The following is a 25,099-nucleotide window of genomic DNA, read 5'->3' as shown; positions in this document are numbered from 1 at the left end:
CTTGTTATCCCTATAATCTAAAATATAGAACCCTCAATTTTCCAACCATCATCATATAAAATTAATATGTAAGCACCCCTATATTCAACATCTTGACCACTTTCATTTATTGTTAAAACAAAATGAACTCTTGCTCTTTTTTTATCTGTAGACAAAACAACATCTTCAATTCTTACTCTTGTAATTTTTCTATTATTTTTTTTCATTAATTCAAAAGAATTTTTAAAATCTTCAAGAGTCCCCTTTTCTTTTAACATATCACCAGATAAAAGTTTATACGCATCTTCATAATTCTCTCTCATAATAAGTTTAAAGTATCGTATAAGAGTTCCTTCTGGAGTGTTTGTGTTTGTGCAAGATATTAAAGTTGTCGAAATTAAAATCAATAAAGTCAAAATAAAAAGAATACTTTTTTTCATAACTTCACCTCTTTTCAATTAATCTATAATATTATAATATAAATTTTTTAATGATAAAATTTATTTGATGAATAAAACAAAAGATTTTGTTATAATAACAGGGATATCTGGAGCAGGTAAAACTAAAGCATCTGAGTTTTTAGAAGATATTGGATATTTTTGTATAGAGAATTTACCATTAAATTTGATTGAAAAATGTATTGAAATGTTTAAAAAAGGAGCAACACAAATAAAAAGAGTTTCTATAACACTTGATATAAGAGAGAGTGAATTTGAAAAAAGTTTCCCAATTATTCTTGAAAAATTAAAAAAGGATGGAGTGAATCCTTTTATAATATTTCTTGATGCTGATCTTGATACACTTATAAAAAGATATAAAGAAACAAGAAGAAAACATCCACTACATTCTGAAGAAGGTTTACTCTCTTCTATAAAAATTGAAAAAGAAAAATTAAGTATTATAAAAAATTTAAGTGATGTAATAATAGATACAACAGATATGACACTATCAGATTTAAAAGTAAAACTGATAGATACATTAAAAGAAATTAAAGAATCAATTATGTCAATAACAATAATAACCTTTGGTTATAAATATGGAATTCCAATAGATTCAGATTTAATTTTTGATGTAAGATTTTTACCAAATCCGTTTTATTTAGATAAGTTAAAAAATACATCTGGTCTTGATGATGAGGTTAAAAATTTTGTTCTTTCTCATGAGATAACAAAGGGATTTATATCTAAATTTAAAGATTTAATTCTTTTTTTAATTCCAGAATATATAAAAGAAGGTAAAACATCACTTATAATTTCATTTGGTTGTACAGGTGGAAAACATAGGTCTGTTGTTATTGGAGAGGAAGTTAAAAGAATATTAGAAAATTATGGATATAAATCAACAATTTTTCATAGGGATATTAGAAAAGAATGAAAGAGAAAATTAAAAGTTTTTTAAAGTGGTTTTATCCAGGAATGAATGTTAAAAGGTGGATACTTTTAATGATTCTTGGTTTAACCCTACTCGCACTTGGTTTAATGGTAATTATTGATTTTACAACTCTTGGTGCAATAAAAAGATTAATCATTGATTTTATTATAGTTTTCATGAAAGGTAATTTTACATTTCCAAATTGGCTTGTAAAATTAATTGCACTTCTTTATTTTTTTGTCGGTATATTTTTTATAGTATTTGGTTTTCAAAGACTTTTAAATTCTCTTTTTACAGCATTACTTAAGGAGAAGAGAAATGAAGTTGTAAATATAGTTCATAAATATAGATTTAAGAAAAAATTGAAAAAAGTAGTAACAATAGGTGGGGGAACCGGAATGTCAACAATTTTAAGAGGCTTAAAAGAATATCCATTTTATCCAATAGCAATAGTTACTGTTACAGATGATGGTGGCAGTTCTGGAAGATTAAGAGAAGAATTAGGAATTCCACCACCTGGAGATATTAGAAATTGTATTGTTTCTTTATCAGAAAGTGAAGAATTTTTAAAAGATTTATTCCAATATAGATTCAAAGAAGGCGACACATTACAAGGACACTCAATAGGTAATTTACTTATTGCTGGTTCTATAAAATTAAAAGATAGTTTACTTTATGGAATCAAAAAATTAGAAGAGGCTCTAAATTTATATGGAAAAGTTATACCTGTATCTGAATGTATATTAACTCTTAAAGGGGAGTTTGAAGATGGAGATATAATTTATGGTGAAACAAATATTAGAAAAAAAAGGGGCAAAATAAAAAATATTTCATTCGAACCATTTTATGCAAAACCTACTTATGAAGCTATAAATGAAATACAAAACGCAGATTTAATTGTCATAGGACCTGGAAGTTTATTCACATCAATTATTCCACCTCTTCTTTTTAACCATATTGTTGAAGCAATTAAAAATTCAAAAGCGAAAAAAATTTATATTTTAAATTTAATGACAGAGAGTGGTGAAACTGACAATTTTACAGCATCAATGCATGTTGAAAAAATTTATGAATATACAAAAGAGAAAATTTTTGATTATATAATTGTGAACATTGGTAAGATAAGCGATTATTACCTTAATAAATATAAAGAGTATAATTCTTATCCGGTAATTGTTGATGAAGATAAATTGAAAAAGTTAAATTTGAAAATAATTAAAGATGATTTTGTAACGGTTGAAACTGGATATTTGCGACATAACCCTCATAAAATATATGAAACATTAAATAAGATATTGAAATGGAAAATTTAGATTTATATACAAATAATGTTAAAAGAGATATATTAAGAACAAAACCAAGAGAATATAATGAAATTTTAGCTGAAATTCAAGGTTTTTTACTTACTTGTGGGAATATATTCATTAGTAGAGAAAAAAGTGGTGTCATTTTTGTTATTCCATCTCCTGAAATATCAAGAAGAGTAATTTCAGATTCAAACAAAATTTTTACAGGAAAAAGAGAAATAAAGTTATTCAAATTAAAAGGAAGAAATTTTATTGAAATTTCTTATAATGTTAAACTAGATGATTTAATAAGATCAGGTTTAATAGATGAAAAAGATTTAAAAGTTCATTTCAAGCCAAAAGGAGAAGGTTCTATAAAAAGCTTTTTAAGAGGTTCTTTTCTTGGATCTGGCGCTATTAGAGATCCTAAAAAGGGTTATTATCTTGAAATAAGGTTTAATAAAGAATCTTCATATTATGAATTTTTTGAAATTGCAAAAGTAAATCATTTCAATTTTAAAGAGAGAGATAAAAATAGTTATAAAATTTTGTATTTACAAAATAAAGATGATATAAAAGAATTTTTATTATTTATTGGTGCTTCTCAATCTTTTTTCTCTATTTTTGAAAATTCTCTTATAAAAGACATGAGAAATGAATTAACAAAAAATGTGAATTATGAAATAAAAAATTTAAAGAAAACAGTTGATGCGTATATTAAAGCGAGAGATGCTATAATTTATATTAAAGAGAAAGGATATTATAAAAATTTAACTCCTGCCTTGAAAAAGATAGTCGAATTGAGATTAAAATACCCAGATTTAAGTTTAAGAGAACTTGCTTTAAAACTTGGAGTAACAAAATCATGTGTTAATCATAGATTGAGAAGAATAATTAAAATTGCTATGAGGTTAAAGAATGAAGAGTAGAGTAGAATTAAAAAGTCTTACAAAATTATCACAAAATTTATATTTAAGACAAAATTTAATTCAATTAATGAATATTTTATATTACCCTGCTATAGAGTTAAGAGAAATATTAATTAATAGATTTGAAGAAAATCCCTTTTTAGAGATTGAAAATAATGATTTTGATGAGTTGCCAGATGATTTTAATATTGAAGATTTAGAAGATAAAGAATCAAAGGGTTATCTTGATAGTTTTATAAAAGAAGAAAAAACATTTAAAGATTATCTTGAAGATCAATTAATTTTATTTAATTTTGATGAAATTGAAAATAAAGTTGCAAAATATTTAATTGGAAACATAGATGATATAGGTTTATTAAGAATTGATATTAATGATATTAAAAAAGATTTAAAAGTTGGTAAAGAGAAAATTTTAAAAGTTTTAAATACCCTAAAAAACGAACTTCATCCACCAGGAGTTCTTGCTTGTAATGAAAAAGAGAGTATTTTAATACAGCTTATAAGAAATAATTTAATCGATAAAAAAGAAATTAAAAAATGGGAAGAAATTATTGATAAATTTTTAAAAAATGAAGAGTTAGATGAAAAGTATTTAAATAAACTCTCAAAAGTTTATATATATCCAACCAAAATTTTTGAAAGAAGTTTAATTATGTATATTTTACCAGAACTATATCTTGAAAAAGAAGGTAACTCTCTAAAAGTTATTTATAATGATTCAATAATTCCAAAAGTAAAATTTAATGAAGAACTTTATAACAATATTAAATCAAGGATTTTTGAATTAACAAAAGAAGAAAGAGAATTTTTTAAAAATAAAGTAAAAGATGCAAAAGATCTTATTTATCTTATATCTGAGAGAGAAGAAAAGATATTAAATGTTGCAAATTTTGTAATTCAAAAACAGAAAAATTTTTTCTTAAAGGATGGATATTTAGAAAATATAACATTGAAAGAAATCGCAAATGAACTTAATATTTCAATTTCAACAGTATCAAGAATTTTAAATGAAAAATATATTGAAACTCCAAAAGGTGTTTTTCCACTAAAATTTTTCCTTGGTAAAGAAAAATTAAAAAAAGGTGTTTTTGGAACAAAAATTAAAATGATGATAAAAGATTTAATAGAGAATGAAAATAAAGAGAAGCCTTTTTCAGATGGAGATATAGCAAAAATTTTAAATGAAAGAGGTATTTTTATAAAAAGAAGAACTGTTGCAAAATATAGAGAAGAGTTAAATATTCCTCCAAAAAATAAAAGAAAAATTAAATAATTTTAAAATTAGAAATAATCTGGTATATTTAATAAAAAGAAAGGAGGATTGAATGAGAGTAGCAATCAATGGTTTTGGAAGAATTGGTAGACAAGTTTTAAAAGCAATTAAGAAAAAATATGGTGGGATTGAGATTGTTGCTGTGAATGACCTATTTGATTTAGACATGTTATCTTATTTATTAAAATATGATTCGAATTATGGGGTTTATGAAAAAGATTTTCAAATAAAAGATAATAAATTAATATTAGATGGCAAAGAAATTATATTTTTAAAAGAAAAAAATATTGAAAATCTTCCATGGAAAGATTTAAATATTGACATAGTCATTGAGTCAACTGGTGTATACACCGATGGTGAAAAAGCAAAATTACACTTAAATGCTGGTGCTAAAAAGGTTATTATTACTGCACCTAGCAAAAACGAAGATATAACAATTGTTTTAGGAGTAAATGAAGAGTTGTATGATCCTAAAAAACATAATATAATTTCAAACGCTTCATGTACAACAAATTCACTTGCTCCAATTGTTAAAGTTTTACATAAAAATTTTATTATAGAGAAAGGGCTAATGACAACTGTACACTCTTATACAAACGATCAAATGCTACTTGATGCACCACATAAAAAAGATCCAAGAAGAGCAAGAAGTGCTGCAACAAATATTATTCCAACAACTACTGGTGCTGCAAAAGCAGTTGCATTAGTTATCCCAGAACTAAAAGGGAAATTAAATGGAATTGCTTTAAGAGTTCCAACACCTACAGTATCAATTACCGATTTTACATGTTTAGTTAGAAAAGACACAACACCTGAAGAGGTTAACAAAGTTTTGAAAGAAGCATCTGAAACTTATCTTTATGGAATACTTGGTTATACAGAAGATCCGGTGGTTTCATCTGATTTTAAAGGTAGTGAATATTCAGGTATTGTTGATGCTTCTCTAACAGATGTTATTGATGGAAATTTAGTTAAAGTTTTTTCATGGTATGACAATGAGTGGGGATATTCAGTAAGAATTGCTGATCTTACAAAATATATTTTTGATAAGGGGGTATAAAGTGAGATTAAGAACTCTTAAAAATGTTGATTTAAAAGGCAAAAGGGTTCTTTATAGGGTTGATTATAATGTCCCATTAACTGAAGATCTCATTGTAAGAGACGATACAAGAATAAAAGAGACTCTTCCAACTATAAACTATATGAGAAAAAATGGTGCAAAAATTATTATTCTTACTCATCTTGGAAGACCAAAAGGAGAGAGAAAAAAAGATTTATCTTTAAAACCTGTAAGAGATAAATTGAGTGAAATGTTAAACTATGATGTAAAATTAATTGACGATGTATATAGTGAAGAAGCGATAAAAGTTGTTAACTCTCTTATTGAAGGCGATGTTGTTATGTTTGAAAATTTAAGATTTTATCCAGAAGAAGAAAAAAATGTAGAATCATTTGCTGAGAAACTCGCAGAATTTGGTGATCTTTTTGTTAGTGATGCTTTTGCTGTTTCTCATAGAGAAAATACCTCCGTTTTTCTTTTACCCAGTATGTTACCTTCTTACGCTGGTTTTTTAATGGAAAAAGAGGTAAATGCTTTATCTAAACTTATTGAAAATCCTGAAAGACCTTATGTAATAATAATTGGTGGCGCAAAAGTCTCAGATAAAATAGGTGTTTTGAAAAATTTAGTTAATAAAGTTAATTCAATACTTATAGGAGGTGGCTCTGCTTTTACTTTTCTCAAAGCAGAGGGTTATAATATTGGATCTTCAATTTATGAAAGAGAAATGGAAGATACTGCAAAAGAAATAATTCAATTAGCTTCAAAGAAAAATGTAAAACTTTTACTTCCTGTTGATGTCCATGTAACAGAGGAATTGAAAGAAGGAAAAGATCATGAGATAGTACCAATTGAAAAAATTCCATATGATTGGTATGGAGTCGATATAGGACCAAAAACTATTGAAATTTTTAAAGAAGAGATAAAACATGCTAAAACAATTTTCTGGAGTGGCCCACTTGGTGTTTATGAAATGGAAATATATTCAAATGGAACAAAGGAAATTGCTAAAGCAGTTAGTGAAGTTGAAGGAACAAAAGTTGTAGGAGGTGGAGATACAATCTCTGCTTTAAATAAATTTGGTTATCTTGAAAAAATGACACATGTATCCACTGGTGGTGGAGCTCTTCTTGAGTTTCTAGAAGGTAAAATTTTGCCAGGTATAAAGGTTTTGTTAGAGGAATAATTTAAAATGTACGATTTGATAATTATAGGTGGGGGCCCAGCAGGACTAACTGCTTCAATTTATGCAAAAAGATTTGGCCTTAAAACATTGTTAATTGAAAAATTGGGTACTGGTGGTCAGGTTCCTCTTACAGATCTAGTAGAAAATTTTCCTGGTTTTCCTGAGGGTATTTCTGGTATTGAACTTGCAACAAAGTTAACTGAACAAGCAAAAAGGTTCAATGTTGAAATAATCAATGATGAAGTTGTTGATGTTGAATTTGGTGAGCTTAATAAAGTAAAAACCATAAATGAAATTTATGAATCAAAGGGAATAATAATAGCAACTGGAGCAAATCCAAAGAAACTTGGCATTCCTGGTGAAAAAGAATTTACTGGAAGAGGTGTATCTTATTGTGCTGTGTGCGATGCATATTTTTATAAAAATAAAGATGTTATTGTAGTAGGAGGTGGAGACTCTGCATTAACCGAAGCATTATATCTTACAACATTTGTTAATAAATTATATCTTATACATAGGAGAGATAAATTTCGTGCAGCACAATATTTACAAGATAGAGTTTTTAAAAATAGTAAAATAGAAGTAATCCTTAATTCTGAATTAAAAGAAATTATAGGAGATAAAAGAATTCAAAAAGTAATTGTCTATAATAAAGAAAAAAATGAAAATTTAGAGTTAAGTGTCAATGGTGTTTTTATATATGTTGGATTGAATCCTAATAGCGTAATTTTTAAAGATAAACTAAATCTTGATGAAAATGGATTTATTATTACAGATGAAGAAATGAGAACTAATGTAAAATTTGTTTATGCAGCAGGAGATGTTAGAAAAAAGAGTTTGAGACAAATAATAACAGCTTGTAGTGATGGCGCAATTGCAGCAAATACTTTTTGTATTGATTTTTGCGATTAAATGTTAAAATTTGTAGGTGTATATAAGTTTTATGGCGATAAAGAAGCATTATCAAATATAAGTTTTGAAATTGAGAAAGGTGAATTTGTTTTTATAGCTGGGCCAACAGGAGCTGGTAAAACAACTTTACTTAAATTAATAAGAAAGGAAATAGAACCAACAAGAGGTGAAATATTTTTTAAAAATGATTCACTTAAAAATTTTAAAAATATATATGAATTAAGAAGAAAAATCGGCACAGTTTTTCAAGATTATAAACTTTTTCCAAAAAAAACAGTTTATGAAAATGTATCTTTTCCACTTGAAATTTTAGGATTACCTAATAGTTTAATAAGGAAAAAGGTTATTGAAGTTTTAAATGGAGTGGGGTTAATTGATAAAAAAAATAGATTCCCTCATACACTTTCAGGCGGAGAAAAACAAAGAGTTGCTATAGCGAGAGCAATTGTGAATGAACCAGATTTGATTATTGCTGATGAGCCAACAGGTAATCTTGATTGGAAAACTTCATTTTCAATTGTAGATCTTTTTATAGAAATAAATTTAAAAGGAACAACAATTATAATGTCAACTCATAATGAAGAAATAATTAAAAGATATAATAAAAGAGTCATATATTTAAGAGATGGCAAAAAAGTTCATGAAAAGTTTCCTCATATTTCTTAGAGAGATAAAAGAAGCATTAATAAATATTAAAAGATCAATTTTTTTGACTTTCATTTATTTTTTAGCAATAGTAGTTTCATTATATTCAATAGGAATGATTTTTTTCTTTCTTGATTATTCAAATGGAATTAAAAAGGGAGTTGAGAGCAAAATTGAGATTTCATTTTATTTAAAAAAAGATACAACTCAAGATAGAATAAATGAAATTCAAAATGAAATAAAATTAATAAAAGGTGTTGAAAGTATAAGATATATTTCACCAGATGAAGCACTTGAAAATTTAATTAAAGAGTATCCTGAATATGAAAATATATTGAAAGATTTAAATAAAAACCCTCTACCTCCTACTTTTTTTGTTAAACCTGAATCGGTTTATTCAGTTAAAAATATAATTAATGCAATTTCAAAATTTCCTGAAATACAAGATTTTTTCTATTCGAAAGACCTTGTTGATAAAATATTATTTTCAATAAAAACTTTTTCATTTTTAAGTTTAATTGTTTTTGCAATTTTCATTGGAATTTTTATTTTCTTTTTATCATCAACTATTTCTCTTTCACTTTATGCAAGAAAAGAAGATATTGAAATTATGAAATTAATAGGAACTCAACCATCATATATTAAAAGACCATTTTACTATGAAGGAATAATTTTAAGTATTTTTGGAAGTATTATTTCTTCTATATTATTAAATAAATCATATATTGAATTAAATAAACTTTTAAATCTAATTCTTCCATTTTTTGAGGTAGAAAATTTTGTAAACAAATATGGATTTAAACCCTATATTTATTTAAATATTTTAAGTATTATAATATCAATTATAGTTTCTTATTTTGTAATTAAAAGATATCTTAAGGAGATTTATTAATGAAGAAGCTCCTACTTATAATAATTTTAATTTTCTTTATAACTATACCAAATTTAATCATTGCTGATGATGATTTAGAAAAAGAGAAAAGAATTTTAAATAATTTAAAATCAACACTTGAAGTTTTCCAAAAGAAATTAAATGAAACAGTTTCGTATAAAAATACAATTCTCGGAGAAATTGATGAAATAGAATCAAAAATAAAAGATGTCAGTTTAAAAATTGCAAATTTAGAAAAAAAAATAAATGAGACAAAAAACAAAATTTCAATTTTAGAAAATAATATTTCTTTGACTCAAATAGAGATAGATAAAGATAAAGAAATGATAGGTGATAAACTTTTCTTAATATATAAAATAAAAAATGAAATTCCAATTGATATCTATTTTTCATCAAAAACGATAGGAGAACTTTTTACTAGGATAAATTTTTTAAATATTCTTATAAGATCAAATAGAGAGTCTTTAGAGGATTTAAGAAAAAAAGAAGAAATATTAAAAAAAGAGAGGGAGAATTTAGAAAAAGAAAAAAAGAACTTAGAATTACTTTTAAAAAATAATGAAACATTAAAAATTTCTTTAATAGAAGAAGAAAAAAAGAGGGATAATTTATTAAAAACTCTTTTAACAAAAGAAGAAGAATATAAAAAAGAAATAGAAATTTACAAGAAGAAAATCGATGAACAAGAAGAGAAAATTCAAGAAATTATTAGAAGAGCAGAACTTGCTAAAAAATTACCAGAAGTTGGGAATATAATTTGGCCAGTGAAAGGACCAATTGTTTCTCAATTTGGTATGCGAATTCATCCAATTTATGGTATATGGTCCTTTCATTCAGGAGCAGATATAGATGCGCCAATAGGAACACCAATAAAGGCAGTTGCAGATGGAATAGTAATTTACGCTGGATGGCTTGGTTCTTATGGAATTGTAGTATTTTTAAAACATGGTGGTAATGTATCAACAGTTTATGCACATATGCAATATTTCACTGTTGAATTAAATCAATATGTTAGCCAAGGTGATATTATTGGTTATGTTGGTAATACAGGGTTATCAACTGGTCCACATCTTCATTTTGAAATTAGAATTGATGGTAAACCAGTTGATCCCCAAAAATGGTTACCTTAAAAGAGGTGAATTATGAGAAAAATTTATTTATTATTTTTGATTTTAATTGTTGGATCATTTATATTTGGATTTTCACTTTCCTATTTAATTTTTAATAAACCCATAAAGCCTTTATCGTCTAATAAATTTGAATTATTAAATGAGGTAAGTGATCTTATTGTTAAAAATTATGTGGATGAAAAAAATGAAGTTGAACTTTGTAAAGGTTTAGTTTCTTCATTGAATGATCCTTATTCAAATTTTTTTACACCAGAAGAATATTCAAAATTTAGAGAAGATATTTCTGGTGAATATGTTGGTATAGGCGTATTAATAGGAGTTAGAGATAATAAAATCAAAATTTTACAAGTTTTTAAAAACTCTCCTGCATATGAAGTAGGACTTCCTGTTGGTTCTTTTATAATAGAAGTTGATGGAGTAACAACAGAAGGTCTCTCTCTTGATGAAGTTGCAAATATGGTAAGGGGGAAAGAAGGAACTTATGTAAATGTTAAAGTAGAAAAAGATAGTGAAACATTTTCTTTCAGAATTCAAAGAAGAAAAATAATTGCCGAGACTGTTAGTTATAAAATTTTAGATAATATAATTGGTTATCTTAAAATATTGACATTTACAGATAGTACACCAAAAGAAGTTTTAGATGCATTATCCGAATTTAAAAAAATTAAAATAAAAGGTTTAATACTTGATATTAGGGATAATCCAGGAGGCCTTTTATCTTCTCTTCAGAAAGTATCAGATTATTTACTTCCTGAGGGTACTCTTTTTTATACAGAAAAAAAAGGTGAGAGAGTTGAATTTAAGACTTATGGAACTGGTTTAGATATGCCAATGGTTGTTCTTGTTAATGAAAATAGTGCTTCAGCAAGTGAGATTCTTGCAGGTGCAATTAAAGATAGAAAATTAGGTACTCTCATTGGAACAAAAACTTATGGAAAAGGTTTAATTCAAACAATTTATAATATAAAAGGTGGTTATGGGCTTGAACTTACAACAGAAAGATATCTTACACCAAGTTTATATTCATTGAATGGAAAAGGAATAGAACCTGATATAATTGTTGAATATAAAGAAAATAAAGAAGATCCATTTATGGATTCTCAAATGGTAAAAGCAATAGAATATTTAAAATCATTAATTAAATAATATATAATTTAATCATGCTTATTGTAATTTCTGGTCCATCTGGTTCTGGAAAAGGAACTATTATAAAAGAAGTTTTGAAATTAAAGCCTGAAATTATTTATTCAATTTCTTACACTACTAGACCAAAAAGAAAAGGAGAAATTGAGGGTAAAGATTATTTTTTTATAAGCAAAAGAAAATTTGAAAATTTGATTAAGAAAGATTTCTTCCTTGAATGGGCTAAAGTCTACAATTACTATTATGGAACCAGTAAAGATTTTGTAATGGAAAATTTAAAACAAGATAAAGATATAATTCTTGAAATAGAAATTCAAGGTGCAAGAAAAATAAGAGAATTATTTGATAAAAAGAATGCAATTTTTATTTTTATTGCACCACCTGACTTTGATGAACTAAAAAGAAGAATTATAGAGAGAAAAAGAGGTGAAACAGAAAATGAAATTCAAGAGCGACTTAATTTTGCAATTCAAGAACTTGAGGAAAGCAAAAATTATGATTATATTATTATTAATGATTCAATAGATAAAGCAGTAAAAGAAGTTTTAGATATAATTGAAAAAGAAAGGAGGAAAACATATGGCAATTAATTTTGACAGAGCTATTAAAAGAACAAAAGGAAATAAATATATATTCACAATTGGAGTTATAAAAAGAGCAAAAGAACTCTTTGCTCTTTATCCTTCACCTCAAAAAACTCCAGTTTCTTTTATTGAAGTTGCAGCAAAAGATATAGAGGAAGAAAGAGTTGAGATCACTAAACAATAAAAAAGTTTTAATAGGTATTACTGGTGGAATTGCTGCTTATAAAGTACCAAATCTTATCAGAGATTTAATAAAATTAAATTGTGAAGTTAAAGTTATTTTAAGTGAAAGCGCAGTTAATTTTGTAACTCCATATACTCTTAAAATATTAACTAAAAACGATGTTTTTATTGATCAATTTGAAACATATGATAAAGGAAAAATAATTCATACATCACTTGCTAACTGGCCAGATTTATATGTTATTGTACCAGCAACCGCAAACACAATTGCAAAAATAAGAAGTGGTATAGCCGATAATCTCATTACACTATTCCCACTTTCTTCAAAAACAAAAATTCTTTTAGTTCCTTCAATGCATACAAATATGTATGAAAATGAAATTACTCAAGAAAATTTAAAAATTTTAAAAGAAAGAGGTTTTTATATATTAGAACCAGAGGTTGGTGCACTTGCAGGTGGAGACATTGGTAAAGGAAGATTACCTGAAAATGATAGAATCTTATTTGAAATTATATACATTCTTTATAAAAAAACATTAGAGAGAAAAAAAGTTTTAATTACAGCAGGTCCAACAAGAGAATTCATCGATAGAGTAAGATTTATTTCAAATCCATCAAGTGGAAAAATGGGTTTTGAATTAGCAATTGAAAGTGTGTTAAGAGGAGCAGAGACAACTTTAATTTCAGGACCTGTAAATTTATCACCTCCGCCAAAATTAAAGTTTTTAAACATAATTTCAGCAGAAGAAATGTTTAATGAAGTAGCTAATAATTTTGATAATTGTGATTATTTAATTATGTCATCTGCGGTTTGCGATTTCAAACCGAAAGAGTTTTATGAGGAAAAAATAAAAAAAGAAAACTTTTCATATAATCTTGAATTAGAAGAGACAATAGATATATTAAAAGAAATGGGTAAAAGAAAAAAAAATCAAAAACTCATAGGTTTTGCTCTTGAAACTGAAAATTTAATTGAGAATGCAAAGAAAAAATTTTTTGAAAAAAATTTAGACATGTTAATTATTAATACAATTTCATATGAAAGTGGATTTGAAGTTGAAACAAATAAAATTTTAATTATGAAAAGAAATGATAATAAGATATATGCTTTTCCTGTTTTATCAAAAGGTGAGGTTGCAAAAATAATTTTTGATTTTATGGAGGAGTTATGAATTGGGTTTATATTGAAGATTTAAAAGATTATGTTGGAGAAGATGTTGAAATAAGAGGATGGTTATATAATTCAAGATTTTCTGGGAAAATAATTTTTCTAATTATTAGAGATGGAACAGGATTTACTCAATGTATAGTTTCACTTGGAGATGTTGGAGAAGAGGTTTTTGAGAAAGCAAGAAAATTGACACTTGAATCATCTCTTATTTTAAGAGGAACTGTTAGAGAAGAAAAAAGAGCAATAGGTGGTTATGAAATATTAACTAAAGATATTGAAATAATTCAACTTACTGAAAATTATCCAATTGGTCCAAAGGAGCATGGTGTTGAATTTTTAATGGCTAATAGACATCTATGGCTTCGTTCAAGAAAACAATGGGCTATTCAAAGAATAAGAAATGAACTTATAAAAAGTATAAGAGATTTCTTTTATGAAAACAAATTCCTTCTTTTTGATTCTCCAATTTTAACTCCATCTGCATGTGAAGGAACAACAACTCTTTTTGATATAGATTATTTTGGTGAAAAAGCATATCTTTCACAAAGTGGACAACTTTATAATGAAATAGGCGCAGCAGCATTTGGAAAAGTATATTGCTTTGGTCCAACTTTTAGAGCTGAGAAATCAAAAACAAGGAGACATTTAATGGAGTTCTGGATGGTTGAACCAGAAGTTGCATTTTTAGATCTTGAAGGAAATATGAAATTAATCGAAGATTTTGTATCTTATGTAGTTCAAAGAGTGATTGAAAGAAAAAAGGAAGAGTTAAAAATTCTTGAAAGAGATACAACAAAACTTGAAAAAGTTAAGCCTCCATTTCCAAGAGTAACTTACACAGAAGCTCTTGAAATTTTAAAAAGAAAAGGAAAAGCAATTCCTTGGGGAGAAGATTTTGGTGGAGATGAAGAGACAGCAATATCTGAAGAGTTTGAAAAACCAGTAATGGTTTATAAATATCCAAAAAAATGTAAAGCTTTTTATATGAAAGAAGACCCAGAAAATCCAGAACTTTCCCTTTCTGTTGATCTTTTAGCACCAGAAGGTTATGGTGAAATAGTTGGTGGAGGTCAAAGAGAAGATAACTATGAAAAACTTATAAATAGAATGAAAGAATTAAATATACCTTTTGAACCATATGAATGGTATTTAGAACTTAGAAAATATGGAACCTTCCCTCATTCAGGATTTGGACTTGGTGTTGAAAGGACTCTTGCATGGATTTGTGGAATACATCATGTAAGAGAGACAATACCTCTTCCAAGATTACTTGAGAAAATTTATCCTTAAAAGTGTTATAATATAATTGATAAATTTTTTCAAAAAGGAGAAACTTTTTATGTATGTTTATTTAAATAATGCCGCTACTACAAAAGTTGATGGTAGAGTACTCTTTAAGATGAGTAAATATTTTTCAGAACTATATGAGAACCCAATGACTTCAAATTACTCTCCACTTGCTAAAAATGTAGAAGAAGAAATGATAAAAACTAGAGAATATATTGCAAAACTTTTAAATTGTAAACCAAATGAGATATATTTTACTTCTGGTGGCACAGAATCAGATAACTGGGCAATAAAAGGAATATGTCTAAGATATTGGGATAAAAAGGGAGAAATTATTTCAACACCAATTGAACATATGGCAATAATTGGAACTCTAAAAACAGTTAAAAAATGGGGATTTGATGTAAAATTTCTTCCTGTTGATAAATATGGAATGGTTAATCCAGATGACTTAAAAAAATTTATAACAAAAAATACACTTCTTGTTTCTGTAATGCATGCAAATAATGAGATTGGAACAGTTGAACCGATTGAAAAAATTGGAAAAATTTGTAAAGAAAATGGAATTCTTTTTCATACTGATGCTGTACAAACCGCATGTCACATTGATATTGATGTTCAAAAAATGAATATTGATCTACTTTCTTTATCTGCTCACAAATTTTATGGACCAAAAGGAGTTGGCGCTCTTTTCATAAGAGAAGGAGTAGAGATTGAACCTTTTATGGATGGAGGTCATCAAGAAGATGGTTTAAGATCTGGTACTCATAATTCACCCTCTATAATTGGTATGGGAGAAGCAGTTAATATTGCTTTAAAAGAGATGGAAGAAGAAAGAAAAAATGTATTATTTATGAGAGATATGATTGAAAAGAGAATTAAAGAAATAGATGGAGTTTATATTAATGGACATCCTGAAAAAAGATTACCAAATAACCTAAGTATAACTATAGAGGGTGTAAAAGCAGAATCTTTATTAGTTTATTTGGCTATTAATGGAATTATAGTTTCTGCTGGTGCTGCCTGTAGCGCAAAAGAAAAAGAACCATCTCATGTATTAAAAGCAATAGGAATGTCTGATGAACTTGCTTATAATACAATAAGAATTTCTCTTGGAAAATTTAACTACCCTAAAGAAATAGAATATTTTAATGAAATTTTAACCCAAGGAATCAAAAAATTAAGAGAGTTAGCTCCTAAATAGGAAATTATAATGAATATATTTAGTGATAAATTTATTGATCATTTTTTAAATCCAAGAAATGTGGGAGAATTAGAAAATCCAGACTCAATTGGTGAAGTAGAAGAGGAAAAAAGTGGTGGAAAAGTAATTTTTTATATAAAAATTAAAGATGGAAAATTAATAGATATAAAATATAAAATTTTAGGTTGTCCCTCTGCAATAAGTAGTGCTAGTATAATTTCTGAAAATTTTATAAATTCAAAACTTGAAGATTGTTTAAATTTAGATATAAATTTTCTAAAAGAAAATTTTGGTAATTTACCTAATGATATTCTTAATTGTGGAAATTTATCTATAGAAGCATTTAAAAAAGCAGTCATTAACTATTTAGAAGCAAAAGGAGGAAAGAATGATAGATAAAGAAAGAGTAATTCAAGTTTTAAAAGGAATTTATGACCCTGAGATTCCTATAAATATATGGGATCTAGGACTTATATACAAACTTGATATAAATGAAAATAATGATATTTATGTTTTAATGACACTAACTTTTGCTGGTTGTCCAATTGGAGGTTATCTTGTCAATAAGGTTGAAGAAGAATTAAAAAAAATTGAAAATGTTGGTAGTGTAAAGGTTGAACTTACATTTGATCCTCCTTGGACACCTGAAAGAATAAAAGAGGAAGTAAGAAAAGAACTTGGAATTTAATTTTTATGAAAAGAATATATCTTGATAATGCAACCACAACAAGGGTTGATGATGAAGTTATAAAAGAAATTAATTATTATTACAAAGAAATTTATGGAGTACCGTCATCAATCTTTAGTCATAAAGAGGGGCTTCTAGCAAAAGAGAAAATTGAAAATGTTAGAGAACTTATTTCAAAAAGACTAAATAAAAAAGAGGGAGAAATTATTTTTACTTCTGGAGGAACAGAAGGAAATAATATTATTCTAAAAGGTGTATGCAATAAACTAAAAGAAAAGGGAAATCACATAATTACATCACCAATAGAACATCTTTCAGTTTTAAATGTTACAAAGCATCTTGAAAAAAAGGGGTTTGAAGTTTCTTATGTAAAAGTTGATAAAAATGGTTTTGTTGATCTAGAAAACTTGAAAAGTTTAATAAAGAAAAACACAATTCTTATTTCAGTTCAAGATGTAAATCAAGAGACAGGAGTTATTCAACACATTCAAGAGATTGGGAAAATAGCAAAAGAATTTGGAATTTTATTTCATGTAGATAGTTGTTTAGGTTTTCCATACTTAGATATAGACCTCGAAAAAATGAATATAGATTTTTTAACAATTACAGGGCATAAGTTTCATGGTCCAAAAGGAGTTGGGGCAATTTACATTAGAGATCTTGAAAAAATAGAACCAATTATGAATGGTGGATATAATGAATTTAACATAAGACCTGGCACTGAAAATGTTCCTCAAATTGCAGGTCTTGGAAAAGCAGTTGAAATTTTTGCTAATGAAGATTCAAAGAAAATAAATGAGTTGAGATTATATCTTCTTGAAAGAATTAAAAATGAAATTTCAGATATTAGAATAAATACACCTATTGAGAGATCACATCCTGGAATATTAAATATAACATTTTATTATGTTGAAGGAGAATCTATTGTTTTAAGAATGGATATGGCTGGAGTTTCTCTTATAACTGGTTCTGCATGTTTTAGCAAATCTCTTGAAGCAAGTCATGTTCTTTTAGCAATGGGTTTAACCCATGAAGATGCACATGGGTCTATAAGATTTTCTCTTTCAAAATATAATACAAAGGATGAAATTGATTTTACAGTTGATGAATTAAAGAAAACAATAAAATTTTTAAGAGATTTGAGTCCTCTTAAAAAGGAGAATTAATTATGTCAATACCATATTCTAAAAGAGTCATAGAATTATTTTTGAATCCAAAAAATGTTGGAGAGATAGAAAATCCAGATGGTTTTGCAACTGAAGGAAGTCCAGCATGTGGTGATATGGTTTCTGTTTATATAAAAGTTGATAAAGAAACACAAAAAATTATTGATATAAAATTTAAATCCTTTGGATGTGCATCTAACATAGCAACAGCATCAATTGTAACTGAGATGGTTAAAGGTAAAACACTTGAAGAAGCAAAAAAGATAACCTGGAAAGAAGTTGTAGAAGAATTAGGAGGGCTTCCACCTGTTAAACTGCATTGTTCTATTTTAGCAGTTGATGCACTTCAAGCAGCAATTACAAATTATGAGGAGAAAATGGGAATTCAAAAAGAAAAATTACCTACTGATGAAAATTTAATCAGAAAGAGATTAAGACATGTTATAGATCCTAATACAGGAAAAGAAATAATTGGTTCAGGATTAGTTAAATCTATTGAAATTAAAGACGGAATAATTACCATTGAATTAAATATGAGCGAGTTAAATCAATTTGCTAATTCGATAAAAGAAGAAATACAAGAAAAATTAAAATATAGATGGGATGTGAAGGAGGTTAATGTAAAGTTTTTAAATTAAAATGCTCGAAATTATTTTAGCAACAAATTTAAAAGAAAAACTTCTTGATATACTTGAAGAAGTCGAAAAAGGAAAATCATATCTTATTATTAAAAAAGGTAAACCATCTGGTGTTCTTCTTAATGTAGATTTTTATGAAAGTTTAGTTGAAACAGTAAATATTCTAAAAAATAAAGAATTTTTAAAGAACTATCTAAAAATTGAAGAAGATTAAACTTCTTTTGGACAACTTTTATCTGTTAAATGAAGAAATCTACAAAAATGGAAAAGTTATTTTTTCAAGGAAATTTGATTTTAATTATCCCAGGTTTTCTTTTATAATTCTATCAGCAAGAAAATTTGACAAGGAAAAAATTTTAAAAATATTAAACTCATTTAATCAAAAAGAAATATATGAATATATTTTTATTGTTGGAAAAGAAGAAGATAAAAATTGGTTAATGAATAATTTGAATATTTTAAATGGAAAGGTTATTGTAAATCCAAATCCTCAAGATGTATTATACACTTCAATTAAACTTGCTATGAGAGGTATAAGCGAAAAGGTTCAGTATATATGTTTTCATTTTTCAACCCTTTCAAATATTAAAAGTGAAACAGTTAAATATTTAATTGAAAAAATAATTAAAACTGATAAAGAAATTTTTATTCCTACTTTTAATAATAAAAGAGGACATCCAATAATTTTTAAAATTAGTATGAAAAAAATTTTATTTAATTTAAGAAAAGAAAAAGGACTTCCATATATTTTGAAAAAATATAAGGATAAAATTGAAGATATTGAAGTAGATGATATAGGAGTATTAAAATGAAAATTGCAACATGGAATATAAATTCTATTAAATTAAGAATTAACTATTTGTTGAGTTTAATTAAAAATTATCAAATTGAAATTATTTGCCTTCAAGAGACAAAAATAAGTGATGAAAATTTTCCTATTGAAATTTTTAAAAAAGAGAATCTTTTTGTCTCTTTCTCTGGTGAAGGTGGAAAAAATGGAGTTGCCATAATTTCAAGAGAAAAGCCAAAATTTGAGAGAATTGGTTTTCTTGATGGTGAAGAGGATACAGAAAGAAGATTGATTGCTATAAAAATAGATGAAAAATATTTTATAAGCACTTATGTTCCACTTGGAGGTGTTAAAAATAGTGAAAGATTTCTTTATAAATTAAGGTTTTTTGATAGATTAAAAAAATATTTTAATAGATTTCATAAAAATAATGAAAAAATATTTTTATGTGGTGATTTTAATGTTGCTTTAGAAGATATAGATGTTTATGATCCCCAAGAACTTGAGAATGAAATTGGTTTTTTAAAGGAAGAAAGAGAAAAATTTAAAGAATTTTTATCATGGGGATTTTATGATTCCTTTAGAGTTCTTTTTCCAGGTAAAAAAGAATTTTCATGGTGGGATTACAGATGGAATTCTTATGAAAAAAACAAAGGTATGAGATTGGACTATATTTTAATAACTAAACCAATAATTAAAAATTTAAAAAATTTATATATATTAAAAGAATATAGAGAATTAGAGAAACCCTCTGACCATGTCCCAGTTATTATAGAAATAAATGAATAACTATTTATTTTATTATAAAATTTTTTACATATATTTAAATTCTGACTCAAATTTTTACTTGTGATAGAATTTAAAAATAGTATGGAATATTTAAATATAGATGAGTTATTTTCATTTGATAAAGATTTTAAAGATTTACAAATTAAAGAAGAAATTTTTAATAATTATAAATATAAAATAGTTAAATTTAGAAGTACTCTTCAATCAAAATATGAAGAAAATAATTTTATTTATGGCTATATTTACTACCCTAAAAATAATTTTAATGGAATAAATATTATTGCCATTCATCCAGTTCATGAAACATATCCTGCATTTGAATATGCATGTGTTTATTTTTTTATAAAACAAGGTTTTAAAGTATCTTTTATATCTCTACCTTTTCACAGAGAGAGAACACCTAAAGGTAAAAAATGTGGTGAACTTTTTTTAAGCAATGATGATGAAGAATATTTTTTTTCAATGAGGCAGAGCGTTGTTGATTTAAGACATTTTATTTATTTTTTAAAATTATTTGAAAATGATTCAAAATTCTATGGAATTGGGCTTTCCCTTGGTGCTATTTTATTGAACTTATTAATGGGAATAAGTGATGAAATAAAAAAGGGCGTTTCAATAATGGGAGGTGGAAATATATTGAGATTAACCTGGGAAGGTTTATATGGAATTTCTTCAAGAAAATATTATAAAAGTAAAGGTTATAATTTTAAAAGTTATAAAGAAGAGCTAAAGCAATTTTTAGACTATGTTAAACAGGTAAAGAAAGAGAAAAAGTTAATTAAAACAGATAAATTATGGTATCTTGTTGACCCCTTAACATATTCTTCATTTAATAATCCAAGGGATATTCTATTTATAAATGGCATTTTTGATTTTGTAATTGTTAGAAACTCTGTTATAGAACTATGGAAAAATTTAGGAAAGCCAAAAATAATTTGGATTCCATCGAGTCACTACTTTATTCCAGTATTTTTTCCATATGTTTTATATCTATCAAACAAATTTTTCAGTGTGTAAAAAAGTGCTTGAACTTTATTAAAATTTTGCTAATTTAAAAAATTATAGTATAATTGAAATCTGTGAATTTTATTTAGGAGGAGATAGATATGGCAAGAAGATGTGATATTTGTGGAAAAGGACCAATTAGTGGACACAATGTTTCACACTCAAATAGAAAAACAAAAAGAGTTTGGAAACCTAATTTGCATAAAGTTCAAAGAGTTGTTAATGGAAAATTATTGAAATTAAATGTCTGTTCTAAGTGTTATAAAAAACTTGATGAACTTATAGAGACTCGCTTATAACAAGAATAAGACCATAATCAAAATAAACTTCTCCCTCTTTTCCTATAAATTCATTACTTAATGTTTCTGAGCTTCCTAAATTTATATTTTTACCATTTAACTCATATTTAAAGTTTTTTATCTTTAAATTTTTAATTTCAAAAGTTATAGGATAAAAAGATATAATCCCCTTTTCTTTTTTCTGAAACTTATAACTTTTATCAATTAAGAAAATATAAAAAGGAGGGTGAAAAATCAATCCTCTGCAACCCTCCTTATAAATTTTCACAAGTAGTGAGATATTGAAAAGAGTGTGGTCAATTCTATCTCCAATTGCACCCCAAAATTCAATTTCTTTAAAACCTCTTTCGATTAAATAATCAACTGCAAGTTCAGAATCACTTTTATCTTTTTCTTTTGGAAAAGTTATTTTATTTTCAAATTTAATGTGATTTATAGAATCAAGATCACCTATAATTAAATCTGGTTTAATATTTAATTTAACAGAATTAAAATATCCACCATTACATGATATTATCAATGTGTTATCATTTAATCTTTTTTTGTAAGCTTCTAAATCTTTTGAAAGATTTCCATTTAATACAATTATTGCTCTTTTTAAATTGATCAAATTTTTTCTTCTCCTTATATAAATAATATAAGAATTGCATATATTAATCTAGGTTTTAAATTTAATTAAGAAAATCTTTATGTAGTTTGTTTTAAAATCTCGACTAATCTTTCACCAGCGAGTTTAAAGACAATTACAGAAATTATTATTTCTGGAACAATATAAGAAATGTTATAAACAAATGAATAATATATTGGATTCCATCCTTCTGGTGCATATTGAGAGAAATAAATTATTCCTGAGATGAAATGCATAAAAAATCTACCAACAAGACCAATTATAATTCCCAAAACTTTATTTTTGTTAAAAAATCCACATAAACCTATCATTCCAAAAGCAATAGGATAATCAAGTAGAAGTTGAATTGGATGAACTACATAAGGACCAATTATTAACTGAATTAAACCATGGATAATTCCAACTGTTAAACCAACTTTTCCACCATATCTAAAAGCAATAATCATAATTGGAACAAGAGATGCAGCAGTTACAGAACCTCCTTGAGCCCAAAATCCTGAAATTTTTATTTCAGACAATATTGTTGATAATGCAAGTGCAAGGCCTATTTCAGCGATTTGTCTTGATGTTAATCTTTCTTTTCTTCTTAAAACAATTCCCAAAAAAAGTGCAGATAAAATAATCATTACAATCATAATAATAGTGTGAACAGTGGGGTTTGAAAAAAATTCATTGAATCTTTCAAAAAAGTTTTGCATAATAACGCCTCCCTTCATAAAATTTTAGCCAAGGGAAGCGGGGGAAATGTTTAGCACTTCCTCCGCTGGCATTACCCAGTTCAGGTTCAAAGGGTTGGGAAAGATTTACTCTTTCCCTCTCAGCCGCCCAAACAAGGCAGCACCCCTGGCCTTTTATATTATACTATAAATTTATTTTTTAAATTAGTAAAAATTTTCATTCAATGAGTTTTTTAAACTATTGACAAAATTAGTATTGTTTATTAATATTTAATCATATAGTTTTTAGAATGGGAAGGCGATGAAATTCTTTTCATGAGATGGTTGCCTTGAACAGAATGGAGCCAATGGCAAACCCGGTCCCATAAATAAATTTTGGAGGTTAAAAATTATGAAAAAAAGGTTTGCCATATTTATAATGCTAATTATTTCACTGACCCTTTTTATAAACTTTCCATTTTCAAATATAAAAATTGTTAAAGCAGCAACTACCTTAACATTAACAAAGGGATCTTGGGATATTATTGGTTTAGATAGTAACAAACCCGAAATAGAAGGTCCGGCAGAATTTTTAATCCAAATTCATATTAAAAATACTGGTTCAGAAAATGCTACTAATGTACAAGCAACTTTTTCATGGACTTCATCTAACTCATATATAAATCTTCATCCAAATGAATTAAGTATAAAAAATTTAGGAGATATAAGTCCAGGACAAACCAAAGATGTATTTTTTCTTGTAGTAGTTCAGAGAACGAAAAGTGCTCATTTGACAAGTAGAAATTATGCAATAATTGTTTCTGGTAATAATGTCTCATCAATTACTCCAAATCCAATTATAGGTTCATTATATGTTGAAAAATTAGTATCTCAGAGTAGAAATGAGATTATATCAATAACACCATCATCTTCTGACCCAGGAATAGGAGAGATATTTCAATTGCAAGTTCAAGCATACACATCTACAACTTATGATATAGTTACAATACCCATTGTTGGATACGATCCAGCAATTGTTGAGCCTATAAGTGTTAGTACAACTCCTCCTGTGCCACCAACACCAGATTTGATGATGACAAATACAGGCGGTTATGTAATGACCTCAACATGGAATTTACTTGCAAAAGGTAAAGGTATAACTTATGTTGGTCCATTTATCTATGATAAAAGTGGAAGTAGTTTTCATTATAATGGTGACTATGGAGAAGATAGAGCAATTGTTACTGTTCACGAATATGATTATGGAGACTCTCCAGACCCAACTTATCCTACTTTACAATCAAATAATGGTGCTAGACACAAAATTTTTACAGGTATATATCTTGGTACTTTAATAGATGGAGAAAATAATGGTCAGCCTGACTTTAATGCTTTAGGTGATGATAATAATAATTTAGATGATGAAGATGGTGTTACTTTTTTATCTTATATAACACCAAGCCAAAATGCAAATATAAGAGTTATCGCCTCAACAAATGGATATTTAAATGCATGGTTAGATTTTAATATTGATGGAGATTGGGCAGATGCTGGTGAAAGAATTTTTACAAATCAACCTCTTACTGCTGGTACCAATAATTTGTCTTTTGCTGTTCCTTCTTATGCATCACTTGGTTTTACATATGCGCGTTTTAGATTTACAACCTATTCAGTGTCTTCTCCATCATATACTGGTTTAGAAAATAATGGTGAAGTGGAAGATTATAGAGTTGAAATTAAACAACCAGTTATTGATCTATCACTTACAAAGAGTGTAAACAACTCAAATCCAAATGTTGGAAGCAATATAACATTCACAATAACTTTAAATAACTCTGGACCATCTCAAGCAACTGGTGTTCAAGTAACAGATCTATTACCTTCTGGATATACATATGTTTCACATATTGCATCTCAAGGAACATACAATCCAACAAATGGATTGTGGAGTGTTGGAACAATAAATAGTGGCTCTTCAGCAACACTTCAAATAACAGTAACTGTAAATTCATCTGGAAACTATAACAACTGTGCTGAAGTAACAGCAGCAAATGAGAGTGATTCAGATTCAACACCAGGAGATGGTCAAGGAGATGATTATGATTGTGAATCAACAACCCCAGGTGCAGTTATTGATCTATCACTTACAAAGAGTGTAAACAACTCAAATCCAAATGTTGGAAGCAATATAACATTCACAATAAC

General features: G+C 26.7%; 29 protein-coding genes and 1 riboswitch. Of the genes, 26 read left to right on the top strand and 3 right to left on the bottom strand.

Annotated features, from left to right (window positions below):
* Positions 1-17: 17 nt before the first annotated feature.
* Positions 18-419 carry a DUF4878 domain-containing protein gene (locus N3D74_00265; GenBank protein MCX8094618.1) on the bottom strand — a complete coding sequence of 134 codons (402 nt, stop codon included), beginning with the start codon at positions 417-419 and terminating at the stop codon, positions 18-20.
* 67 nt (positions 420-486) lie between these two features.
* Between N3D74_00265 and rapZ the strand changes: the two genes are divergently transcribed.
* The 25 genes from rapZ (at position 487) to rpmB (ending at position 21,610) form a co-directional block, all read left to right on the top strand.
* Positions 487-1,353 (top strand): RNase adapter RapZ, encoded by an 867-nt coding sequence (gene rapZ, locus N3D74_00260; GenBank protein ID MCX8094617.1) that lies wholly within the window; start codon positions 487-489, stop codon positions 1,351-1,353.
* On the top strand, positions 1,350-2,663 hold the full coding sequence (locus N3D74_00255) for a YvcK family protein (GenBank protein ID MCX8094616.1): 1,314 nt from the start codon (positions 1,350-1,352) through the stop codon (positions 2,661-2,663). The genes rapZ and N3D74_00255 overlap by 4 nt, the downstream gene beginning before the upstream one ends.
* Positions 2,651-3,565 (top strand): DNA-binding protein WhiA, encoded by a 915-nt coding sequence (whiA, locus tag N3D74_00250; GenBank protein ID MCX8094615.1) that lies wholly within the window; start codon positions 2,651-2,653, stop codon positions 3,563-3,565. Before N3D74_00255 ends, whiA begins: the two co-directional genes overlap by 13 nt.
* Entirely contained in the window at positions 3,555-4,838 is a 1,284-nt protein-coding gene (gene rpoN / locus N3D74_00245) for an RNA polymerase factor sigma-54 (GenBank protein MCX8094614.1), read from the top strand. The genes whiA and rpoN overlap by 11 nt, the downstream gene beginning before the upstream one ends.
* Before the next feature lie 52 nt (positions 4,839-4,890).
* On the top strand, positions 4,891-5,898 hold the full coding sequence (gap, locus tag N3D74_00240) for a type I glyceraldehyde-3-phosphate dehydrogenase (GenBank protein MCX8094613.1): 1,008 nt from the start codon (positions 4,891-4,893) through the stop codon (positions 5,896-5,898).
* A gap of 1 nt (position 5,899) precedes the next feature.
* On the top strand, positions 5,900-7,084 hold the full coding sequence (locus tag N3D74_00235) for a phosphoglycerate kinase (protein ID MCX8094612.1): 1,185 nt from the start codon (positions 5,900-5,902) through the stop codon (positions 7,082-7,084).
* Positions 7,085-7,090: 6 nt separating this feature from the next.
* Positions 7,091-7,996, top strand: a complete 906-nt coding sequence (gene trxB / locus N3D74_00230; protein ID MCX8094611.1) for a thioredoxin-disulfide reductase — start codon at positions 7,091-7,093, stop codon at positions 7,994-7,996.
* Positions 7,997-8,662, top strand: a complete 666-nt coding sequence (locus N3D74_00225) for an ATP-binding cassette domain-containing protein (GenBank protein MCX8094610.1) — start codon at positions 7,997-7,999, stop codon at positions 8,660-8,662.
* Positions 8,637-9,533, top strand: a complete 897-nt coding sequence (locus N3D74_00220) for a permease-like cell division protein FtsX (protein MCX8094609.1) — start codon at positions 8,637-8,639, stop codon at positions 9,531-9,533. Before N3D74_00225 ends, N3D74_00220 begins: the two co-directional genes overlap by 26 nt.
* On the top strand, positions 9,533-10,663 hold the full coding sequence (locus N3D74_00215; protein ID MCX8094608.1) for a peptidoglycan DD-metalloendopeptidase family protein: 1,131 nt from the start codon (positions 9,533-9,535) through the stop codon (positions 10,661-10,663). The genes N3D74_00220 and N3D74_00215 overlap by 1 nt, the downstream gene beginning before the upstream one ends.
* 12 nt (positions 10,664-10,675) lie before the next feature.
* The gene (locus N3D74_00210) at positions 10,676-11,809 is read left to right on the top strand and encodes a S41 family peptidase (protein ID MCX8094607.1); all 1,134 of its coding nucleotides are present in this window, start codon (positions 10,676-10,678) and stop codon (positions 11,807-11,809) included.
* 14 nt (positions 11,810-11,823) lie between these two features.
* Positions 11,824-12,396, top strand: a complete 573-nt coding sequence (gene gmk, locus N3D74_00205) for a guanylate kinase (protein MCX8094606.1) — start codon at positions 11,824-11,826, stop codon at positions 12,394-12,396.
* Positions 12,386-12,574, top strand: coding sequence for a hypothetical protein (locus N3D74_00200; GenBank protein ID MCX8094605.1), 189 nt, complete (start codon positions 12,386-12,388; stop codon positions 12,572-12,574). Before gmk ends, N3D74_00200 begins: the two co-directional genes overlap by 11 nt.
* Positions 12,555-13,745, top strand: a complete 1,191-nt coding sequence (coaBC, locus tag N3D74_00195; protein ID MCX8094604.1) for a bifunctional phosphopantothenoylcysteine decarboxylase/phosphopantothenate--cysteine ligase CoaBC — start codon at positions 12,555-12,557, stop codon at positions 13,743-13,745. Before N3D74_00200 ends, coaBC begins: the two co-directional genes overlap by 20 nt.
* A complete protein-coding gene (gene asnS / locus N3D74_00190) occupies positions 13,742-15,034 on the top strand; it encodes an asparagine--tRNA ligase (protein ID MCX8094603.1) in 1,293 nt (430 codons plus the stop codon). Before coaBC ends, asnS begins: the two co-directional genes overlap by 4 nt.
* Before the next feature lie 49 nt (positions 15,035-15,083).
* Positions 15,084-16,235, top strand: a complete 1,152-nt coding sequence (locus N3D74_00185) for a cysteine desulfurase (protein ID MCX8094602.1) — start codon at positions 15,084-15,086, stop codon at positions 16,233-16,235.
* A gap of 9 nt (positions 16,236-16,244) precedes the next feature.
* Positions 16,245-16,634, top strand: a complete 390-nt coding sequence (locus N3D74_00180) for an iron-sulfur cluster assembly scaffold protein (GenBank protein MCX8094601.1) — start codon at positions 16,245-16,247, stop codon at positions 16,632-16,634.
* The gene (locus tag N3D74_00175) at positions 16,624-16,923 is read left to right on the top strand and encodes an iron-sulfur cluster assembly protein (protein MCX8094600.1); all 300 of its coding nucleotides are present in this window, start codon (positions 16,624-16,626) and stop codon (positions 16,921-16,923) included. Before N3D74_00180 ends, N3D74_00175 begins: the two co-directional genes overlap by 11 nt.
* Before the next feature lie 5 nt (positions 16,924-16,928).
* On the top strand, positions 16,929-18,089 hold the full coding sequence (locus N3D74_00170) for a cysteine desulfurase (protein MCX8094599.1): 1,161 nt from the start codon (positions 16,929-16,931) through the stop codon (positions 18,087-18,089).
* Positions 18,090-18,091: 2 nt separating this feature from the next.
* Entirely contained in the window at positions 18,092-18,727 is a 636-nt protein-coding gene (locus tag N3D74_00165) for an iron-sulfur cluster assembly scaffold protein (protein MCX8094598.1), read from the top strand.
* 1 nt (position 18,728) lies between these two features.
* Positions 18,729-18,941: a type II toxin-antitoxin system prevent-host-death family antitoxin gene (locus tag N3D74_00160; GenBank protein ID MCX8094597.1), complete on the top strand. Its 213-nt coding sequence runs from the start codon at positions 18,729-18,731 to the stop codon at positions 18,939-18,941.
* Positions 18,928-19,539 (top strand): NTP transferase domain-containing protein, encoded by a 612-nt coding sequence (locus N3D74_00155; GenBank protein MCX8094596.1) that lies wholly within the window; start codon positions 18,928-18,930, stop codon positions 19,537-19,539. The genes N3D74_00160 and N3D74_00155 overlap by 14 nt, the downstream gene beginning before the upstream one ends.
* On the top strand, positions 19,536-20,306 hold the full coding sequence (gene xth, locus N3D74_00150) for an exodeoxyribonuclease III (protein MCX8094595.1): 771 nt from the start codon (positions 19,536-19,538) through the stop codon (positions 20,304-20,306). The genes N3D74_00155 and xth overlap by 4 nt, the downstream gene beginning before the upstream one ends.
* Before the next feature lie 81 nt (positions 20,307-20,387).
* Entirely contained in the window at positions 20,388-21,323 is a 936-nt protein-coding gene (locus N3D74_00145) for a hypothetical protein (GenBank protein MCX8094594.1), read from the top strand.
* An 89-nt stretch (positions 21,324-21,412) separates the two neighbouring features.
* A complete protein-coding gene (gene rpmB / locus N3D74_00140) occupies positions 21,413-21,610 on the top strand; it encodes a 50S ribosomal protein L28 (GenBank protein MCX8094593.1) in 198 nt (65 codons plus the stop codon).
* Here rpmB and N3D74_00135 read toward each other — a convergent pair.
* Both N3D74_00135 and thiT read right to left on the bottom strand, forming a co-directional pair.
* Complete coding sequence (locus tag N3D74_00135) at positions 21,591-22,220, bottom strand: thiamine diphosphokinase (protein MCX8094592.1); 630 nt, start codon at positions 22,218-22,220, stop codon at positions 21,591-21,593. The two genes, rpmB and N3D74_00135, sit on opposite strands and share 20 nt — an antisense overlap.
* Positions 22,221-22,297: 77 nt before the next feature.
* Positions 22,298-22,936, bottom strand: a complete 639-nt coding sequence (gene thiT / locus N3D74_00130) for an energy-coupled thiamine transporter ThiT (GenBank protein MCX8094591.1) — start codon at positions 22,934-22,936, stop codon at positions 22,298-22,300.
* A gap of 40 nt (positions 22,937-22,976) precedes the next feature.
* Positions 22,977-23,093, bottom strand: a riboswitch (TPP riboswitch).
* 213 nt (positions 23,094-23,306) lie between these two features.
* Between thiT and N3D74_00125 the strand changes: the two genes are divergently transcribed.
* A partial coding sequence (locus tag N3D74_00125) for a DUF11 domain-containing protein (GenBank protein ID MCX8094590.1) occupies positions 23,307-25,099 on the top strand: 1,793 nt, incomplete at its 3' end.

This window comes from Caldisericia bacterium (assembly GCA_026414995.1).
In the GTDB taxonomy this organism is placed as follows: domain Bacteria; phylum Caldisericota; class Caldisericia; order B22-G15; family B22-G15; genus JAAYUH01.
This window is presented reverse-complemented; position numbering and strand designations above follow the sequence as displayed.

What these genes read in the sequence shown, in the direction of transcription:
- trxB (MCX8094611.1), top strand. Translation starts at nt 7,091, where the DNA reads ATGTACGATTTGATAATTATAGGTGGGGGCCCAGCAGGACTAACTGCT.
- xth (MCX8094595.1), top strand. Translation starts at nt 19,536, where the DNA reads ATGAAAATTGCAACATGGAATATAAATTCTATTAAATTAAGAATTAAC.
- N3D74_00255 (MCX8094616.1), top strand. Translation starts at nt 1,350, where the DNA reads ATGAAAGAGAAAATTAAAAGTTTTTTAAAGTGGTTTTATCCAGGAATG.
- N3D74_00160 (MCX8094597.1), top strand. Translation starts at nt 18,729, where the DNA reads ATGCTCGAAATTATTTTAGCAACAAATTTAAAAGAAAAACTTCTTGAT.
- rpmB (MCX8094593.1), top strand. Translation starts at nt 21,413, where the DNA reads ATGGCAAGAAGATGTGATATTTGTGGAAAAGGACCAATTAGTGGACAC.
- N3D74_00210 (MCX8094607.1), top strand. Translation starts at nt 10,676, where the DNA reads ATGAGAAAAATTTATTTATTATTTTTGATTTTAATTGTTGGATCATTT.
- N3D74_00145 (MCX8094594.1), top strand. Translation starts at nt 20,388, where the DNA reads ATGGAATATTTAAATATAGATGAGTTATTTTCATTTGATAAAGATTTT.
- N3D74_00185 (MCX8094602.1), top strand. Translation starts at nt 15,084, where the DNA reads ATGTATGTTTATTTAAATAATGCCGCTACTACAAAAGTTGATGGTAGA.
- N3D74_00180 (MCX8094601.1), top strand. Translation starts at nt 16,245, where the DNA reads ATGAATATATTTAGTGATAAATTTATTGATCATTTTTTAAATCCAAGA.
- rpoN (MCX8094614.1), top strand. Translation starts at nt 3,555, where the DNA reads ATGAAGAGTAGAGTAGAATTAAAAAGTCTTACAAAATTATCACAAAAT.
- N3D74_00265 (MCX8094618.1), bottom strand. Translation starts at nt 419, where the DNA reads ATGAAAAAAAGTATTCTTTTTATTTTGACTTTATTGATTTTAATTTCG.
- whiA (MCX8094615.1), top strand. Translation starts at nt 2,651, where the DNA reads ATGGAAAATTTAGATTTATATACAAATAATGTTAAAAGAGATATATTA.
- thiT (MCX8094591.1), bottom strand. Translation starts at nt 22,936, where the DNA reads ATGCAAAACTTTTTTGAAAGATTCAATGAATTTTTTTCAAACCCCACT.
- N3D74_00165 (MCX8094598.1), top strand. Translation starts at nt 18,092, where the DNA reads ATGTCAATACCATATTCTAAAAGAGTCATAGAATTATTTTTGAATCCA.
- N3D74_00215 (MCX8094608.1), top strand. Translation starts at nt 9,533, where the DNA reads ATGAAGAAGCTCCTACTTATAATAATTTTAATTTTCTTTATAACTATA.
- asnS (MCX8094603.1), top strand. Translation starts at nt 13,742, where the DNA reads ATGAATTGGGTTTATATTGAAGATTTAAAAGATTATGTTGGAGAAGAT.
- gap (MCX8094613.1), top strand. Translation starts at nt 4,891, where the DNA reads ATGAGAGTAGCAATCAATGGTTTTGGAAGAATTGGTAGACAAGTTTTA.
- rapZ (MCX8094617.1), top strand. Translation starts at nt 487, where the DNA reads ATGAATAAAACAAAAGATTTTGTTATAATAACAGGGATATCTGGAGCA.
- N3D74_00225 (MCX8094610.1), top strand. Translation starts at nt 7,997, where the DNA reads ATGTTAAAATTTGTAGGTGTATATAAGTTTTATGGCGATAAAGAAGCA.
- N3D74_00200 (MCX8094605.1), top strand. Translation starts at nt 12,386, where the DNA reads ATGGCAATTAATTTTGACAGAGCTATTAAAAGAACAAAAGGAAATAAA.
- gmk (MCX8094606.1), top strand. Translation starts at nt 11,824, where the DNA reads ATGCTTATTGTAATTTCTGGTCCATCTGGTTCTGGAAAAGGAACTATT.
- N3D74_00175 (MCX8094600.1), top strand. Translation starts at nt 16,624, where the DNA reads ATGATAGATAAAGAAAGAGTAATTCAAGTTTTAAAAGGAATTTATGAC.
- N3D74_00170 (MCX8094599.1), top strand. Translation starts at nt 16,929, where the DNA reads ATGAAAAGAATATATCTTGATAATGCAACCACAACAAGGGTTGATGAT.
- N3D74_00220 (MCX8094609.1), top strand. Translation starts at nt 8,637, where the DNA reads ATGAAAAGTTTCCTCATATTTCTTAGAGAGATAAAAGAAGCATTAATA.